The 14,300-nt window shown below is 36.2% G+C and carries 14 protein-coding genes and 1 CRISPR repeat array; of the genes, 2 read left to right on the top strand and 12 right to left on the bottom strand.

The window, feature by feature from the left end; genetic code table 11:
- Positions 1-60 precede the first annotated feature (60 nt).
- Entirely contained in the window at positions 61-1,017 is a 957-nt protein-coding gene (locus ACZ5GB_RS02685) for a glycosyltransferase family 2 protein (RefSeq protein ID WP_464327447.1), read from the bottom strand.
- Positions 1,007-1,666 (bottom strand): peroxide stress protein YaaA, encoded by a 660-nt coding sequence (yaaA, locus tag ACZ5GB_RS02680; RefSeq protein ID WP_464327446.1) that lies wholly within the window; start codon positions 1,664-1,666, stop codon positions 1,007-1,009. The genes ACZ5GB_RS02685 and yaaA overlap by 11 nt, the downstream gene beginning before the upstream one ends.
- A gap of 17 nt (positions 1,667-1,683) precedes the next feature.
- Here yaaA and rsmA point away from each other — a divergent pair, with 17 nt between their 5' ends.
- Together rsmA and speE are read left to right on the top strand one after the other, a co-directional pair.
- Entirely contained in the window at positions 1,684-2,433 is a 750-nt protein-coding gene (rsmA, locus tag ACZ5GB_RS02675) for a 16S rRNA (adenine(1518)-N(6)/adenine(1519)-N(6))-dimethyltransferase RsmA (RefSeq protein WP_464327445.1), read from the top strand.
- Complete coding sequence (gene speE, locus ACZ5GB_RS02670) at positions 2,430-3,272, top strand: polyamine aminopropyltransferase (RefSeq protein ID WP_464327444.1); 843 nt, start codon at positions 2,430-2,432, stop codon at positions 3,270-3,272. Before rsmA ends, speE begins: the two co-directional genes overlap by 4 nt.
- Here the strand turns inward: speE and ACZ5GB_RS02665 are convergent.
- The 10 genes from ACZ5GB_RS02665 to cas6 all read right to left on the bottom strand — a co-directional run bounded on the left by ACZ5GB_RS02665 (position 3,269) and on the right by cas6 (position 14,269).
- Positions 3,269-3,709: a ribonuclease H-like YkuK family protein gene (locus ACZ5GB_RS02665; RefSeq protein ID WP_464327443.1), complete on the bottom strand. Its 441-nt coding sequence runs from the start codon at positions 3,707-3,709 to the stop codon at positions 3,269-3,271. The genes speE and ACZ5GB_RS02665 overlap by 4 nt on opposite strands.
- 86 nt (positions 3,710-3,795) lie before the next feature.
- A CRISPR array of direct repeats spans positions 3,796-4,686; the repeat unit is 29 nt; unit sequence CTTTACATCCCACATAGTTCAGATAAAAC.
- A 200-nt stretch (positions 4,687-4,886) separates the two neighbouring features.
- The gene (cas2, locus tag ACZ5GB_RS02660; RefSeq protein WP_464327442.1) at positions 4,887-5,150 is read right to left on the bottom strand and encodes a CRISPR-associated endonuclease Cas2; all 264 of its coding nucleotides are present in this window, start codon (positions 5,148-5,150) and stop codon (positions 4,887-4,889) included.
- Between the two features lie 4 nt (positions 5,151-5,154).
- Positions 5,155-6,135, bottom strand: a complete 981-nt coding sequence (gene cas1b, locus ACZ5GB_RS02655; protein ID WP_464327441.1) for a type I-B CRISPR-associated endonuclease Cas1b — start codon at positions 6,133-6,135, stop codon at positions 5,155-5,157.
- Positions 6,136-6,141: 6 nt separating this feature from the next.
- Positions 6,142-6,648, bottom strand: coding sequence for a CRISPR-associated protein Cas4 (cas4, locus tag ACZ5GB_RS02650; protein WP_464327440.1), 507 nt, complete (start codon positions 6,646-6,648; stop codon positions 6,142-6,144).
- 2 nt (positions 6,649-6,650) lie between these two features.
- A complete protein-coding gene (gene cas3 / locus ACZ5GB_RS02645) occupies positions 6,651-9,170 on the bottom strand; it encodes a CRISPR-associated helicase Cas3' (RefSeq protein WP_464327439.1) in 2,520 nt (839 codons plus the stop codon).
- Positions 9,145-9,987, bottom strand: coding sequence for a type I-B CRISPR-associated protein Cas5b (gene cas5b, locus ACZ5GB_RS02640; RefSeq protein ID WP_464327438.1), 843 nt, complete (start codon positions 9,985-9,987; stop codon positions 9,145-9,147). The genes cas3 and cas5b overlap by 26 nt, the downstream gene beginning before the upstream one ends.
- On the bottom strand, positions 9,947-11,512 hold the full coding sequence (cas7i, locus tag ACZ5GB_RS02635) for a type I-B CRISPR-associated protein Cas7/Cst2/DevR (protein ID WP_464327437.1): 1,566 nt from the start codon (positions 11,510-11,512) through the stop codon (positions 9,947-9,949). Before cas7i ends, cas5b begins: the two co-directional genes overlap by 41 nt.
- Positions 11,505-12,041, bottom strand: a complete 537-nt coding sequence (locus ACZ5GB_RS02630; protein WP_464327436.1) for a hypothetical protein — start codon at positions 12,039-12,041, stop codon at positions 11,505-11,507. Before ACZ5GB_RS02630 ends, cas7i begins: the two co-directional genes overlap by 8 nt.
- On the bottom strand, positions 12,038-13,495 hold the full coding sequence (locus ACZ5GB_RS02625) for a Cas8a1 family CRISPR/Cas system-associated protein (RefSeq protein ID WP_464327435.1): 1,458 nt from the start codon (positions 13,493-13,495) through the stop codon (positions 12,038-12,040). The genes ACZ5GB_RS02630 and ACZ5GB_RS02625 overlap by 4 nt, the downstream gene beginning before the upstream one ends.
- Complete coding sequence (gene cas6, locus ACZ5GB_RS02620; RefSeq protein WP_464327434.1) at positions 13,496-14,269, bottom strand: CRISPR-associated endoribonuclease Cas6; 774 nt, start codon at positions 14,267-14,269, stop codon at positions 13,496-13,498. It abuts the gene before it with no gap.
- Positions 14,270-14,300: the final 31 nt, after the last annotated feature.

Here is a 14,300-nt window from a genome sequence, read left to right as displayed (position 1 = left end):
TGTCTAAAAGATTAATTGAAAAACCTATATGTTTCAATGAGGCTTTTCATAGCTTTTTGTTCATAGGTTGATCTTTTCCTCTATCAAAAAGGGCTTTTCCTCTTTTGTTCGGTAGTATATCCTTACTAAAAGCTCCGCTATTATGCCTGTAGATATTAGCTGTATGCCAGCCAAAGTAAAAAGTACGCTGAGGATAAGCAGGGGCCTTCGGCCTATATCCTCATCCATGAAGAGCTTTATAAAGATAAGATAAAAGAGCATTAAAAGTCCTAAGCTCAAAAGCAAAAAGCCAAAGGTTCCAAAGACATACATGGGTTTGTTTAGGTATTCGTTTAAAAACTTCACCAAGAATATGTCCAGTATGACCCTTATGGTCCTTCCTATGCCATACTTGGACCTGCCGTAGATCCTCGGATGGTGCTTTACTGGGATTTCGGTTATTTTTGCTCCAAGCCTTTTAGTCAAAGCAGGCAAAAATCTGTGCATATCTCCATAAAGCTCAAGCCTTTTTACTATATGGGACCTATAGGCCTTTAGGGTGCATCCATAATCGTGCAATTCCACGCCCGTTACCTTTGATATGATCCAGTTGGCAATCATGGAAGGGAGCTTCCTTGAGAAGAAGGGGTCTTTTCTGTCCTTCCTCCAACCGCTTACAATATCGTAGCCTTCTTCCAGCTTTTCCAAAAGCCTTGGTATGTCCTCCGGGTCGTTTTGAAGGTCTGCATCCATGGTTATGATGACCTCTCCGCTGGCGTGCTGGAAGCCAGCATACATGGCAGCAGTCTGCCCATAGTTTTTCCTAAACCTTATTAACTTTACCCTATTGTCCTCCTTGGCTATAGCCACCAGCTTATCCCATGTGCTGTCTGTAGAACCATCATCCACAAAGATTATTTCATACTCCCTATCAAAACCCTTTAACACTTCCTTTAGCTTTTGATATAGGAGTGGCACATTCTCCTCTTCGTTATAGGCTGGTATAACTATGGAAAGATATACCCCTTCAGACTTCATACCTTCCCTCGGACCTAAGGATTACATAAATGTGCTTTCCCTTTTCCCTTATGTCTTCCACCTTATAGTCGTAGAAGTTTATCCTATGAAGCTCAGAAAGTTGAAGCTCCTTCTCCGCTATATACCTTAGGGTGTAGGCATAATGCTTGGCTGGGTTCATAACTTTTTTGTCCTTCCTGTAATACTCAAAGTTTACTACCTTTTCCACGCCCGATAGGTCAAAAAGGGAGAGGTATTCCTTTGAAATGAAAGGAAAGACCACCTTACCCTTTAAAAGCCTTTGGGACACATTTTTTATATGAGGCTTCCAAAAGTCAAAGAGGCTTTTGTCCTCATAAATATCCTTCCAGCCTATAGGTGCATAGGACATACATGCCTTTGGCTTTACAAGTCCATAGATGGGTGAAAGAACATAAGAGTTCTCATTTATGTATTCCATAACCTTTGGTGGCATCACCCACATCTCCAAGCTCTCCCAAAATGGCCCACCAAACCTCCTATAAAGAGGCGCAATAAAACTGTCTTGAGAAAATGCCTTTTCCAAAAGCCTTGAGAAAGGCTCAAACTCCAAAAGGCCGTAGGCACTATCACAGTCCCGTAGGTTGATCCTGTGCTGTTTTTTGCTGTAAGGCAGTATGAAAAGGAACATGTCTAAAATTATAAAGCATGAAGCTAAAAAAACATTTAGGACAACATCTGCTTGTGGCTCCTGGTGTTTTGGACCGAATAGCCCAGCTTATTGACCCAAGGGAGGGAGAGGTTTTGGTGGAGATAGGTCCCGGAACGGGAAACCTTACAAAAAAGGTCCTTGCACACCCTTTTAAGGAACTCCACCTTTTGGAGATAGACCAAGATATGATAAGAAGCTTAAGGGAAAGCATAAAGGACCCAAGGGTAGTTATCCATGAGGCGGACGCAGTAAGCTTTGATTTTTGCAGTCTGGGAGAAAATCTCAAGGTTTTTGGAAATCTGCCCTACAACGTGGCAAGCCTTATAGTTGAGAACACTGTTTTTTACCACAGATGCATACCTCAAGCAATTTATATGCTTCAAAAGGAAGTGGCGGAAAAGATACAAAAGGGACCCTCTTGGCTTTCCACCTTTGTTAGAACCTTTTACAAAGTAGAATACCTTATGAGCATACCAAGTAGGTTTTTCTATCCAAAGCCCAAGGTGCAATCCGGCCTTATAAGGCTTACAAGAAAGGAAGAGTTGCCAAAGGTTGACCTAAAAGACTATAAGAACTTCTTGACAAGGCTATACTCCATGAGAAGAAAGGCAATAAAGCATAAACTTCCTGAAGAGGTTTTACTTGAGCTATCCATAGACCCCATGTGTAGGGTAGAAAGCCTTGACCCAGAAAAGCTTCTTTTGATTTATAATATCCACCAAAAAGTGAGAGGTGATAAGAGATGATGGACACCTTCTTCATGGAAAGAGACCCCTACGCCCCCATTAGACATTGTTATCCCATTAGCAACGTGCTTTACTATGGAAAGAGTGAGTACCAAGAGATAATGGTGGTAGAATCACCGCACTTTGGGAAGATCCTTGTCCTTGACGGCGTAGCCCAGTGCGACGAAAGGTATGAGTTTATCTACCACGAGTATATGGCACATGTGCCACTCTATGCCCATCCTAATCCGGAGAACGTTCTCATAATAGGTGGTGGTGATGGAGGAGTTTTAAGGGAGGTTCTTAAACATCCAGAGGTAAAAAGGGCTGTGCTTGTGGATATAGACAAGGAGGTTATAGAAGTTTCAAAGAAGTTTTTACCCACAATGGCCTCGGCCTTTGAAGACCCAAGGGCCATTGTGTTAAACGAGGATGGTTATAAATACATACAAGACTATGAAAATGAGTTTGATGTGATAATAGTGGACTCTACAGACCCGGTAGGCTTTGCCCATGTGCTAACAACGGAGGAGTTTTTCAAGTATGTTTATAGGGCGCTCAAAGAGGATGGTATATATGTGGGACAAACGGAATCTATACACTACCACCTTGAAATTGTAAGGAGGATACAAAAGGCTCTTAAAAAGGTCTTTCCCATAGTGGACCTTTACACCGCCGTAATACCCGGCTATGCAGGATACTGGTGGACCATGTCCATAGCCTCAAAGAAGCACCCCGTAAGGGAACCTTCCAGACCCGTAAAGGTTCAAACAAAGCTCTACTCCGAGGATATGCACAAACATGCCTTTTTGCCAGAAAGCTTTTATAAAAAGCTCATATCTGGTGAGTATGTCTTTTAGTATTTTCCGGTAATGTAGTCCGCCACCGTGCTGGCTGCGATGGAATAGGGCTTTACCACTGGCTTTAGGCCTTGGGCCAACACATAGCCTATGGCCTCTTTGAGTATTACGCTAGAGTTGTGTTCTGGGTTTGGGTTTATATCAAGATGGACCTCAAAGGGCCTTTGGCCCACCACCTCCGATATCTCAAGGGCAAGATATACCGCCCTGCTAACCTCCTCCAAAAGCCTCTGTCTAAGGGACCTTATGCGTGGCACCCTATCCACCCTCCAAAAGATCTTAGCACCCCTGCAGGAGTCTATATGGACCACCACCACAGAGACGAATACGGTATGGTTTTTCACCTGCCTTGAATCACAGCCCACATAAACGGCAGTCTTCGGAGATGTATTCTTTATAAACTCCTTTACCTCCTCTATATCCCTTATTAGGGGCATGAAAATATTTTAAAGCTACAAATGACCATAAGGATTAAATTAGTTTTTGTGGAGAACATCTTTATGACTTTTCTGTCCTATGTGATCTTTACATCCCACATAGTTCAGATAAAACAAAACCTGCAGAGTAAGAGTTCAGCTTCCTGATAACGACTTTACATCCCACATAGTTCAGATAAAACTAACTTACGAAAAAGAGGGTGTTGGCCCTTTCTTTCCTTTACATCCCACATAGTTCAGATAAAACTTGCTGACGAGAATACTGAAGTTATAGAGCATATTAGTAACTTTACATCCCACATAGTTCAGATAAAACAATCGTAAGTGTTGACTTAGAATTGTCTCCTCATGAAAGCTTTACATCCCACATAGTTCAGATAAAACAAGTATGGGAGCAATTTTACTTACCTGTGCAAGCACACTTTACATCCCACATAGTTCAGATAAAACCCTTCTGAGATAACCTTCATCCCGCCGCGCCTGGGCTCTTTACATCCCACATAGTTCAGATAAAACATGATGAAATTCATTATAAAGCAAAATTCTACTTTTTCTTTACATCCCACATAGTTCAGATAAAACCAGTTCTGCGTCGTATAGCTCGTTGTGATAATCGCTTCTTTACATCCCACATAGTTCAGATAAAACCATAAATAGCTCTCTGTATTTTGTCAGCAATGCCTCACTTTACATCCCACATAGTTCAGATAAAACTAAGTCCGCACTTGTTAAGAGGGTGTTAGAGATAGCCTTTACATCCCACATAGTTCAGATAAAACAGTGAGTTCCACTGCAGAGCCTTTATGCCCTCTACACTTTACATCCCACATAGTTCAGATAAAACAAACTCAGACAACTCAAAAATCTTAGCAGGGAGAGACTCTTTACATCCCACATAGTTCAGATAAAACCCGCATTTTTCTTTTGTAGTAAGCAGACAGCATCTCACTTTACATCCCACATAGTTCAGATAAAACCCCACACCTACCACCTAAATCTAATATAGATAATACACCAATTTTAGGAATCTGTCAAGTGGTTCAAGTGGGGTTATTTTTCCGCGAACCTCCAGTTGGGAATTGAGATGAAATATCAAAACAATTCTAAGCCTTGACACATCTAATTCAGACAAACATAGGCCATTTTACCCCTTTGCGGAAAGCTTGAGAGACTTGGATTAGAGAATGTTATCAGTAATTTCCTTTTCTATGCCAAGGACTCTTTTTGATAGGTTTTTCTTGTTTTCTACACTATAAAAGTAGATTGAGTCTTCATTTTCGTTGATAGCTCTTTTCAACTCCAGAATGCATTTTTCAAGTTTACCTTCACTTATTTCCCCTTCAAAGACCGAGTTTTGAACCCAAAGAAAATACTTCTTTAATATTTTTCTTACTTTGTTTATCCTCTCTTCACTTATGTCATAAACCACTATTAAATACATAGCCTTACCACCAAGCTTTCAAAGGTTTGTAAATTTCATCTCCAAGAAAATGTTTTATAAGCTTATAACATTCAAGCCTTATTAGAGTTCTATAAGAAACATTTCTATTCAATTTTTTATGCTTTATAGTAGTGTTAAGCTTTTCATCAAAAGCCTTTACAAACTTCTTTTTACCATTATCTTTCAAATAGCAATAGTTCAAATCTTCATCAAAGTCCTCAGGTTTAATAATACCATTATTAACAAGTTTAAATATAAGCTTATCCGCTAATATAGGTTTAAATATCTCCGCCAAGTCCAAGGAAAGAGAAAACCTACGCTCCCTTGGTTCATGCAGATAACTTATAGTAGGATTAAGTTGTGTATGATACAACTCAGATAACACAGTAGAATAAACCAAAGAATTGGCAAAGGATATAAGAGCATTCACAGGATTAGTCGGTGGCCTTTTCTCCCTTTTATCAATATAAAATCCTTCTTTTAGAATTACATTGAAAGCTTGGTAATAAGCCTCCCTTGCTCTACCCTCACAACCCATGAGCTCGCTTATACTCCTTGCCTCTTTAGCCTTTTCAAACTCTTTTTTTATTTTCTCTCTAAACTCAAAAGTCCCTTCATATTCTTTTAAGTTCCAAAGCATATGAAATAAAGCACCTTCTACAAAACAGTAGGCAAGATATAACCTTTCTTCAGGATCAAGGTAGTGTTCAACTTGTTTTATCGCCAGATGACCTGAAACGTTTATATCCCTTGGCACAAAGCTTCCAGAATAAAATCCGTAATAGTTATAAACGTGCACAATTTTATTTTGTTGAGATAAAAAGTTTAAAAGTTTTGTGTTTAACTCTACTTCACCAAAAATATGTATAACCTCTACATCTTCTATTGGAATAGCCTTCTTTTCCCCATTATCCGTTTCTATGTATATGGTGTTTTCCTTGCGCCGAATTCTGCCGTTTGTAAACAAGTAATATGCCCTACCCATGATCAATTACCCAAAGCAGAATTCATAATAAGCACACTTAGTACAGTATGGTTTTTTCACCACCTTCGGAGGCTTTTCCATACTTAAAACCTCTCTAACCCTTACCAATGCTTCCTCAACCTCCTTTTCAGCTTCCGGTGTAAGTTCAACCTCCTCCCTTTTTCTCATCTTAGGATAGTTTATAACACCTTTCTTTTCTACACCAAGCCTTTTAAGATAATAAAGGTAATATAGAAGTTGCATCCTGTGAGCATAAACCAGCTTATTGGAATATTTAACTTCTCTTATTTCTTCTTGCGCTACTATATCAATCTTTATAAGATTGTCTATCAAAACCTCTTTTGTTTCCTCTTTTGGATAAGAGTATTCCCCCAACAGCTTACCAAGGAGTACCTTATCAGAACTGCGTTCCATCTGAATTCCCCTATCAAAAAGCCAAAGCTTCCTCTCACAAACATAAAGATAGTTTATCTTTATTCCATTAGTCTTTAAAGCCTCAAAGTCAAAGTCCATACCTAAATTATATTATCTTTAGCTTCGTAATTTTCTCCTGATATCCCTTTTAAACCTAACTGTTTATCATAAGCATAAGACCTAACTATGTAAATATCCTCAAGCCAGTTTACAATCTTCTTCCTTATATTCCTATCTTCCAAACAACTTGCTATATAAGAAGCATTAATCAAGTCCTCACCCTTCTTAAGCAAATACCTATAATCCAAATGCACAATGAATTTTGCTAAAATATTCTTCTTAAAGAATGTATAGTCTATATATCCATTTTTTGCAAGCTTCCCTTCCAATCTCTTTAATTCATTTTCTAAATCACTAATCCTATTTTCTGGAATAACAGGCACATCGTATATCTCCCTAAATATTTTCAAGGCTTCTTCCTTGTAGTTTGATTGAAACCCTGCATCAAGTATTTTTAAAGTTTCGTAAAACTTTCTAATATATTCAGAAGAGATATCTTTTAAATTTCTATAAAGCTCTTCAACAAGATCTATCTTATCCCCTTCTGATAATTTAAAAGATAAAGTTCCGTTTCCAATTGATTTTAAAATCTCGGAATAAGCCTTTTTATACTGTTTGTTTGTAATATATTTCTTTAGCTTATCGTCAATTTTTATTTTACATAACAATACAAGAGATAAAATCAACAGATCTTCACTATAAACTCTACCAGCCCCGGAAGAGATTCTTTCTTCATCCTCACCATATACTATGATTACATTTGTTTCATCACGTTCTAATTTCCTCCTTCTTAAAACCCTACCCATTCTTTGTACAAGAACATCAATGGGAGCTAATTCCGTATATAAAATATCCGCATCAATATCTAGAGAAGCTTCCACAACCTGAGTAGCAACAAGTATTTTACCTTCCCTTTCATTCTCTGATTTAGGATTTTTAAATTCACGTAGAATTTTTCTTTCTCTTAATTTTCTATCCTTTAACGTGAACCTGGAATGCAGAAGACAAATCTTTATATTTTTACCTTCAGCCTTCTCCATAATTTTCTCATACACCTTTTGAGCCTTTTCCACAGTATTGAGTATAACTAGTACTCGCTTTCCTTCATTATTTGCTTTGTTAATAATTTCTTTTATGAATTCATCTTTTTCTAGATCACCTTTAACTAATTGAATTATATGCTTTTGCATATTTTTATATTCTTCATATTTATCAATCTCCTCAAAATTCTCTTCTCCAATCCTTTCTCCTAACTCCTCTCTTACGAAGCTTGGTAGTGTAGCAGTCATAAGTAAAAACTTCCCACCGAGCTTTACAATATCTTCTATAAGCTTAACAATAATCGCTACAGCTCTTGTATCGTAAGCTTGAACTTCATCTATAACCAATCTGGAATAGGATAAGGTAGCATAGAACTTTTCATAACCCGGATATTTTAAAGCGGATGGAAAAATCTGGTCTCCTGTTGATACCAAGACAGGAAAGGCCAAATGACGAGCCATATCAAGCACTCTTAACCTCTCACCTTCATAACTTGTAGAATCCTCGTAAAGATAAACATCCGCATCTGAATGTAAAAGTCCCACTTTGTCTTCACCAAAGAGCTCCTTTGCCCTTTTATAGATAGAATTTACAGCACTTCTTAAAGGCAATGTGAAAAATAGCTTTTCTCCCGCTCCCCAAAGGAAAGCAAATTCTGTTTTACCAGAACCGGTAGGAGCTACAAGAATAATATTTTTATCTTTACGTTCTTTCAAATCATCTCTCTGCCAGAAGCTATTTCCAAATTTCTTTTCAAGTTCTTTTTCTATTTTACTATAACATGGTGGCTGTTTTTCTATATCTACATTTATCTTTTCCTTCTGAACAAAAGATGCAAAATGGTCTATCCTTATTAAAAGACCAGCTACGATTGCCCAATCCTTTTTAAAAGATTCTTCCAGCCCTAAACGCTGTGGAAGATGTATATTACCATAAGGTGGTGTAATAAAAGCAAAAAGGTCCTTGTATTCGCCTACGTTGTATGCCAAATCTTCATTAAACCCCAATAATTCCAAGAATTCTTTGTATTCATTTGATTGATCAAATTCCTCTTTTAGATTTCTAAGGAGTTCATTTCTAAATTCTTCGTCTTCCAAAACCTTCTTAACCGCTTCAATAAAATTCCTATCCTTTCCTAGAACAATACTATCAAAGCTATCCCTCCAATGGTGAAAAGCCACAGCTGATAGAACTAATCTTTTATACTTATCTTCATCATCTGGCACATTTTTTAAAAAACTACAAATTTTTTCCTCATTAATCCAAAGCAAGGAAAAGATACTATGCGGTATATCAGGAAAAGGTTTTTTAGGTTCATATTGCCAATTACCTATCCCTATTTGAAAAGATGGGGAAACCTTTCCAAGGTCATGAGCAAAAATTGAAAGTTTTAGTAGCTTCCATATATAAGGCTCGATTCTATTGCCCATCACATTAAACAAACTGTCCATTTGTTTTAAAAGCTCCTTTGTGTGTTCACTTAGACTAATTCCATCACTCTTTGCCCAAATCTTTCCCATTTTCTGCACCTCCAGGCAATTTGTAAAAGAATAAAGGAAAGTCCTCATCTTTATCTAAATAAAACTCAAAAGGTCTAAAACTTTGCCCTTCATAAAGCTTTGCTATTACATATTCGTTGAAAATGCGCTCTCCTTCTATCTTTTCATAATATACACCAATCTTAAAAATATTAGCATTCAGATTTTTAAAAAACTTCTCATAACCCTCTTTAAAACTTTTCTCACCATCTTCTGAAAGTTCATAATAGACATACTCTGGAGCTGGAATCCAAGTAAAGTAATTCTTTATAAATCTTATTTTACCAATCACTGGCTTTATTTCTCTAACTTCTTTAATAACTATCCAGTCTTCTGTCCTCCCCAAATGAATAGAAGATAGTCTTTTAGTGTTTCCATTGAAAGCATCTTTAATTCTCTCAAACCATCCACTATCTGTATGGAGTATGTAAACTATAAGTTCCACATTATGAAGAACATCTATTTTTACAGGTATTTGCCCACCAGGATGTTGAATTATGCCATTTATTGACCTATTTCTAACACTCCCAAATTTTTCTATATGGCTTTCATAACTCAAATTTCTAAACCAAATATATTCCTTTACTAAGCTTTCGTATCTTCCATAAATCGCTAAAGATAAACCTTTTTTAAATTCTTTAAACTCATCGTCATTATTTATTCCAAGAAGATTGCAAATTAAACCTTTTACTGTTGAATAAGGTGGTATAGGATAAGTCAATCTTCTTTGATAAGAAAAAGGAATTCTATAGTGAGCCTCAGGTTGATAGATTTTGACCTTTATTATCCGTACGCTCATCTGTTGACAACCCTATTGCCTTAAGAAATTCTTTCCAATCTGTATAAAAGTCTTTTTCATAACCTTCTATATTACTAACAAAGCCACGGCTTTTGAATTTCTCCGATCTAAAGGCATAAATCAACTTCCTACCTTGGTTTGTCCTATTCTCGTTTTGTGCTGGAATACACTGATCTGGCGCCGGTAGAATGTATCCATTTTCCAAGATGGATGTATCCATATAATCAAGCTCCACAAAAGGGTGGAAAATAGGTATCGGTAGCTTCAGAGCGGCAGCTATTATAAAGTGTGGAGTTATTCCCCAATTTTCTCCGCTGGAGTGATAAATTAAACCATTTTTAAGAACGTTTAGGATTTGACAGAGCCTTTTTTTCTTCAAATAATCATTTAATCTAAATATAACCTTCTTTTTTCCAGGTGTTTTATAAACTTCAATATCACCGAGCGTGGCTCCTTTACTATCCTTCACTTCATATACTTCACAGTTGTTTTGGTTATTTTGGCTATATTTCTTTAAGCAATTAATTTGACAAGTCAATACCCTGGATAGTTTCAAGGTCTTTTTAGTAGGATCATACTCATAATTACTAACATTAAATTTGTACTTTTCCTCTTCTTCATTAAACTCAAAATCCCCTTCATAGATTTTGAAAGTGTCCTTTTTCGTTTTCTTGTTGTTTTTATTTTCTTTAGCTTCTTTTGTTTCACCACTTTTTTCTTCTTTATGAATATGAATAAGATCTTTCTTGAATGTTATGAATTTTTTACCACTTTTATCAGCTTTCTCTTCCATTAAACCTTTGTCTACAGACACTTCTGTTCCATACACTTCTATCTTTAATCCTTTTCCTTCTATAGAATAAACATTTTCTTCCTCTATAATAACATTTTTTAAAACAATATCTTCCCCCTTACCTGTTAAAAACAACCTTAATATACCTTCTTTACCATTTTTATCTTCATAATCATAATCCTCAATCCACCACTCGTCCCCTCCAAGCCTTTCCACATCAATAGTAAAAGAAACCTTGTAATATGACACATGCTCTTCTTTATTAACTGGATTTGGATCTGTACCAGGTCTTCTGGCAAGGTCATGATTGGCGTTAAATTGCATATCGCCTTCCCAGGTTTCAAGAGCTATCGCTTTAGTTATACCTACGCAACCCTTCCTGCTGATCCCTTGCTGACCACCAATTGTATACATATACCCAAAAGCATCCAATTCTGCGTGAGTAAGTATATTTTGCTTTGTAATATCAAACTGCACTACTTTGTTATCTCCACTACCAGATTCTACACACTCTGCCGGTTTCCAGTCATCACCATACAATTTATTTAAAGTTTCAAATAGGTAATGTCTCATAGCAACCTTTGATAGATAACTGTAAGTTTTACTTCCAAATCTTGTTAGCTTCTTTATGGATGGTATATTTCCACCTATCTTTTCATCTCTATTGAGAGCAGAAGCTTCAAAAATCATAGTCAAGGTAATTGCACTTGGTAAGCTCCTTCCGCTATTCATTTCCTTCCTCCCTATCCTGTTTTATAAAACCGCTTAAAAAGGCATACATATAAGCTCTAAAAAGATTTTCATCATATTTAGGCTTAATGGCTTCAATAATCTCCTCTGGAAACTCTTCTCCATTTACTACGAAAATCCTTAGCAACATTCCACATACTGAATCACGCTTTCCTAACCTTATTTGTTCAAGCATTCGTAGCATTTGATCATTTATTGCTTTTCTTAAAGATGCATTTTTAGCAAGCCTGTATCCTTTATTCCTCAACCTTTCAATAAGGAAATCTGGATAAATTTTCTTCAATTTGAATAAAATAGCATTGATTCTTTTGATTCTATCATCATTCCTTGTTCCCCTTCTCTCAAACTCAGTTTTCACAGCCTCAATGGCAGTAATGAAATCTTTTAATTTTTCAAACTCGGAAAAAAGCCTTATAATTTTATCCACATCTTCTATCCAGGAGTCGTCCTCAGGATTTATTCTTTTGTATATCTCGTCAAGCCTATTGTAGATTTCTTTATATGCACTCATAACACACGCCCCTCCGCAATACTCCTTTGTGATATTTTAACATATAATAATGGAAGTAGTGTTGTCAAGTATTCAAGCTTTTCTTTATCCCCTCTATTCTTAAGCTCCGACTCCGAAATATAAGCATCATCACACTTTTCTTTCCAGTTGTTTAAACACCTCATAATTCTGTAATTAAGATCTAATAAATAATCAAAATTGCCTTCCAGTATTTTTTCCAAAACCTTAGGCTCATCTGTTTGCTTGATCATGCTAGCAATCTCTTTATCTAAAAGGATAGAAGCTATTTCGTAAGGCAAAGAATAGTAATCAATTGTATCTTTATCTTTACCTTTTTTCCTAATTACCATTTCTATATTCATTAAGCTCCATGCTCCTATAGTAGCCCTTACCCTTTGCGATAAATCTATAAGGCTTATCCCCAATATTTTTCCCAAATCTTTTCCTCCTTCGCTTATTACTCTTTCCGCAAATCTGTTAAGATACCACATAAGCTTGAAAGATGGAGCATTTATGAAGATTTGACTGTTTCCTTCAGAAGATATGAACGCTAAATGGTTATGAATTAAAAGGTATGAACAAAGAAAGCAAATTTTTAATGAATTATTTAAATTCCATAAAGCGTTGGGAAACTTGTTTATTGATGGTCCTAAGCTAGGGAAATGTGGATGTTGAAATGTTGTTAACCTTAATTCAAGCTTACTATTAGTGTTTATCTCTTGTATGTTCTCACCACATAATCCACATTTTAAGTTTGTAGTATTTCTAATAAACATACTAGATATTAATTCTGAAAATTCTAAATTTCTCCACTCATTCAGTTGAACTAAATTTTGATATGGCATATCACTAGAAAAAAGTATGTTTCCAGTAAAATAAAATTTACATGCAAGTTTTTCTTCATCACTTAAATTTTCTGGATTATTGATTATTTTATTGCTATCCAGACCCAAATTTTCCAAGAATTTTTCAAATGCTGTCTTTTCATTAACTTCCTTTTTCTTTCCTTTTTTCTTTTTATTTTCGTCAGTTTGCTCTTGCCTTTGCTCTTGCCTTTTTTCTTTAAGTTTTTTTATCTTTTCAACTTCTTTTTTTATCCTTTCAATCTCATCCTCGATTAAGAACTCTGCAAGATATTTAATACTTTTAGGAATGGATTTATTTCCTATGTTTTCTGTATTTTTGAATATCTCTAAGTAAAGTTTTACACTCCCATCATCTTGAAGTATTTCTTTTTCTACGTAATATTCACCCTCCCCTTTAGCTACCACCTTCAAGAACCCAATCACCGACGCATTATAAAGCCAATTGGATGGATATAAGACTATCTCATTTCTCTGAGTGTTGCTTTCACATAATGTTTGATTTGTGGAAGAACTATCTAACTTCTTGTTAGATGAATCAAATAAAGAACCCTGCCCTGGTATATTTTGCTTACTTTTACCCCTCCTCACCTACACCACCTCCACCATTCCAAAGCCCTGTCCTGTCCTTAAGCCCATACCTGCTTGGTAAAGTATTTTAAGGTCCTCTGGGTGTCCTTGCAAGGTAAAATATCCCTCAAAACATGTAAGTGTGATGTAAGGCTTTCCTACCTTTTCCCTTATCTTCCTCAAGGTGTGTTTTACCACCTGCTTTTTCCACTTTATAGGTTCAAAAAGAAGGCTGTCTTTTAGGCCTTGGGACCTTAATTCCTTTAGTTTCTTATCATGGATTATGTTAAACTCTCGGTTGTATGCCTCCAAATCTGTGGGTAAAAGGGGCTTTCCATCTTTGTCTTCTATGAGTATGGGTGATAGAGTTTTAAAGATTATCTTATTGTCTTTTATATCCTTCTCCTTAGGCGTCCATATCCTTTCAATCTCTATATGTCCTCCATTACTAAGAGAAAACCTGCGAAGTTTTAAAAGACCATTGTAAAGGTTTAAAATAAACTCAAAATCGTAAGAGCTTATAAAAAGGTTTATGTACTTGTCGTGCGGTGGGTAAAAGACTATATCTTCTATCTCTTGGTTTTCAATAAGTATTTTTTCCTTTTTAGTCTTTGTTCCCTTTGGGAATACAAGGCTAAAGGTGAAAGGCTTGGGCTTTTTGGTCTTTTCATCATAATAGAGCTGGTTAAGATATTTCTCGTCGTATGTGGAAAGTGCCTCTTTTATAAGGCTCATGATGATATTTCTGTAGAATATGGGTATCTTGTGAGCCTTTAAAAGCACCTTTAACCTCATTGACTAAAATTATAAGCTTATTAAAGCTCTT

Source organism: Hydrogenobacter subterraneus, assembly GCF_055390195.1.
The sequence above is the reverse complement of the archived record's forward strand: the minus strand, read 5'-3'. Positions and strand labels throughout refer to the sequence as shown.

What these genes read in the sequence shown, in the direction of transcription:
- ACZ5GB_RS02685 (WP_464327447.1), bottom strand. Translation starts at nt 1,017, where the DNA reads ATGAAGTCTGAAGGGGTATATCTTTCCATAGTTATACCAGCCTATAAC.
- yaaA (WP_464327446.1), bottom strand. Translation starts at nt 1,666, where the DNA reads ATGTTCCTTTTCATACTGCCTTACAGCAAAAAACAGCACAGGATCAAC.
- rsmA (WP_464327445.1), top strand. Translation starts at nt 1,684, where the DNA reads ATGAAGCTAAAAAAACATTTAGGACAACATCTGCTTGTGGCTCCTGGT.
- speE (WP_464327444.1), top strand. Translation starts at nt 2,430, where the DNA reads ATGATGGACACCTTCTTCATGGAAAGAGACCCCTACGCCCCCATTAGA.
- ACZ5GB_RS02665 (WP_464327443.1), bottom strand. Translation starts at nt 3,709, where the DNA reads ATGCCCCTAATAAGGGATATAGAGGAGGTAAAGGAGTTTATAAAGAAT.
- cas2 (WP_464327442.1), bottom strand. Translation starts at nt 5,150, where the DNA reads ATGTATTTAATAGTGGTTTATGACATAAGTGAAGAGAGGATAAACAAA.
- cas1b (WP_464327441.1), bottom strand. Translation starts at nt 6,135, where the DNA reads ATGGGTAGGGCATATTACTTGTTTACAAACGGCAGAATTCGGCGCAAG.
- cas4 (WP_464327440.1), bottom strand. Translation starts at nt 6,648, where the DNA reads ATGGACTTTGACTTTGAGGCTTTAAAGACTAATGGAATAAAGATAAAC.
- cas3 (WP_464327439.1), bottom strand. Translation starts at nt 9,170, where the DNA reads ATGGGAAAGATTTGGGCAAAGAGTGATGGAATTAGTCTAAGTGAACAC.
- cas5b (WP_464327438.1), bottom strand. Translation starts at nt 9,987, where the DNA reads ATGAGCGTACGGATAATAAAGGTCAAAATCTATCAACCTGAGGCTCAC.
- cas7i (WP_464327437.1), bottom strand. Translation starts at nt 11,512, where the DNA reads ATGAATAGCGGAAGGAGCTTACCAAGTGCAATTACCTTGACTATGATT.
- ACZ5GB_RS02630 (WP_464327436.1), bottom strand. Translation starts at nt 12,041, where the DNA reads ATGAGTGCATATAAAGAAATCTACAATAGGCTTGACGAGATATACAAA.
- cas6 (WP_464327434.1), bottom strand. Translation starts at nt 14,269, where the DNA reads ATGAGGTTAAAGGTGCTTTTAAAGGCTCACAAGATACCCATATTCTAC.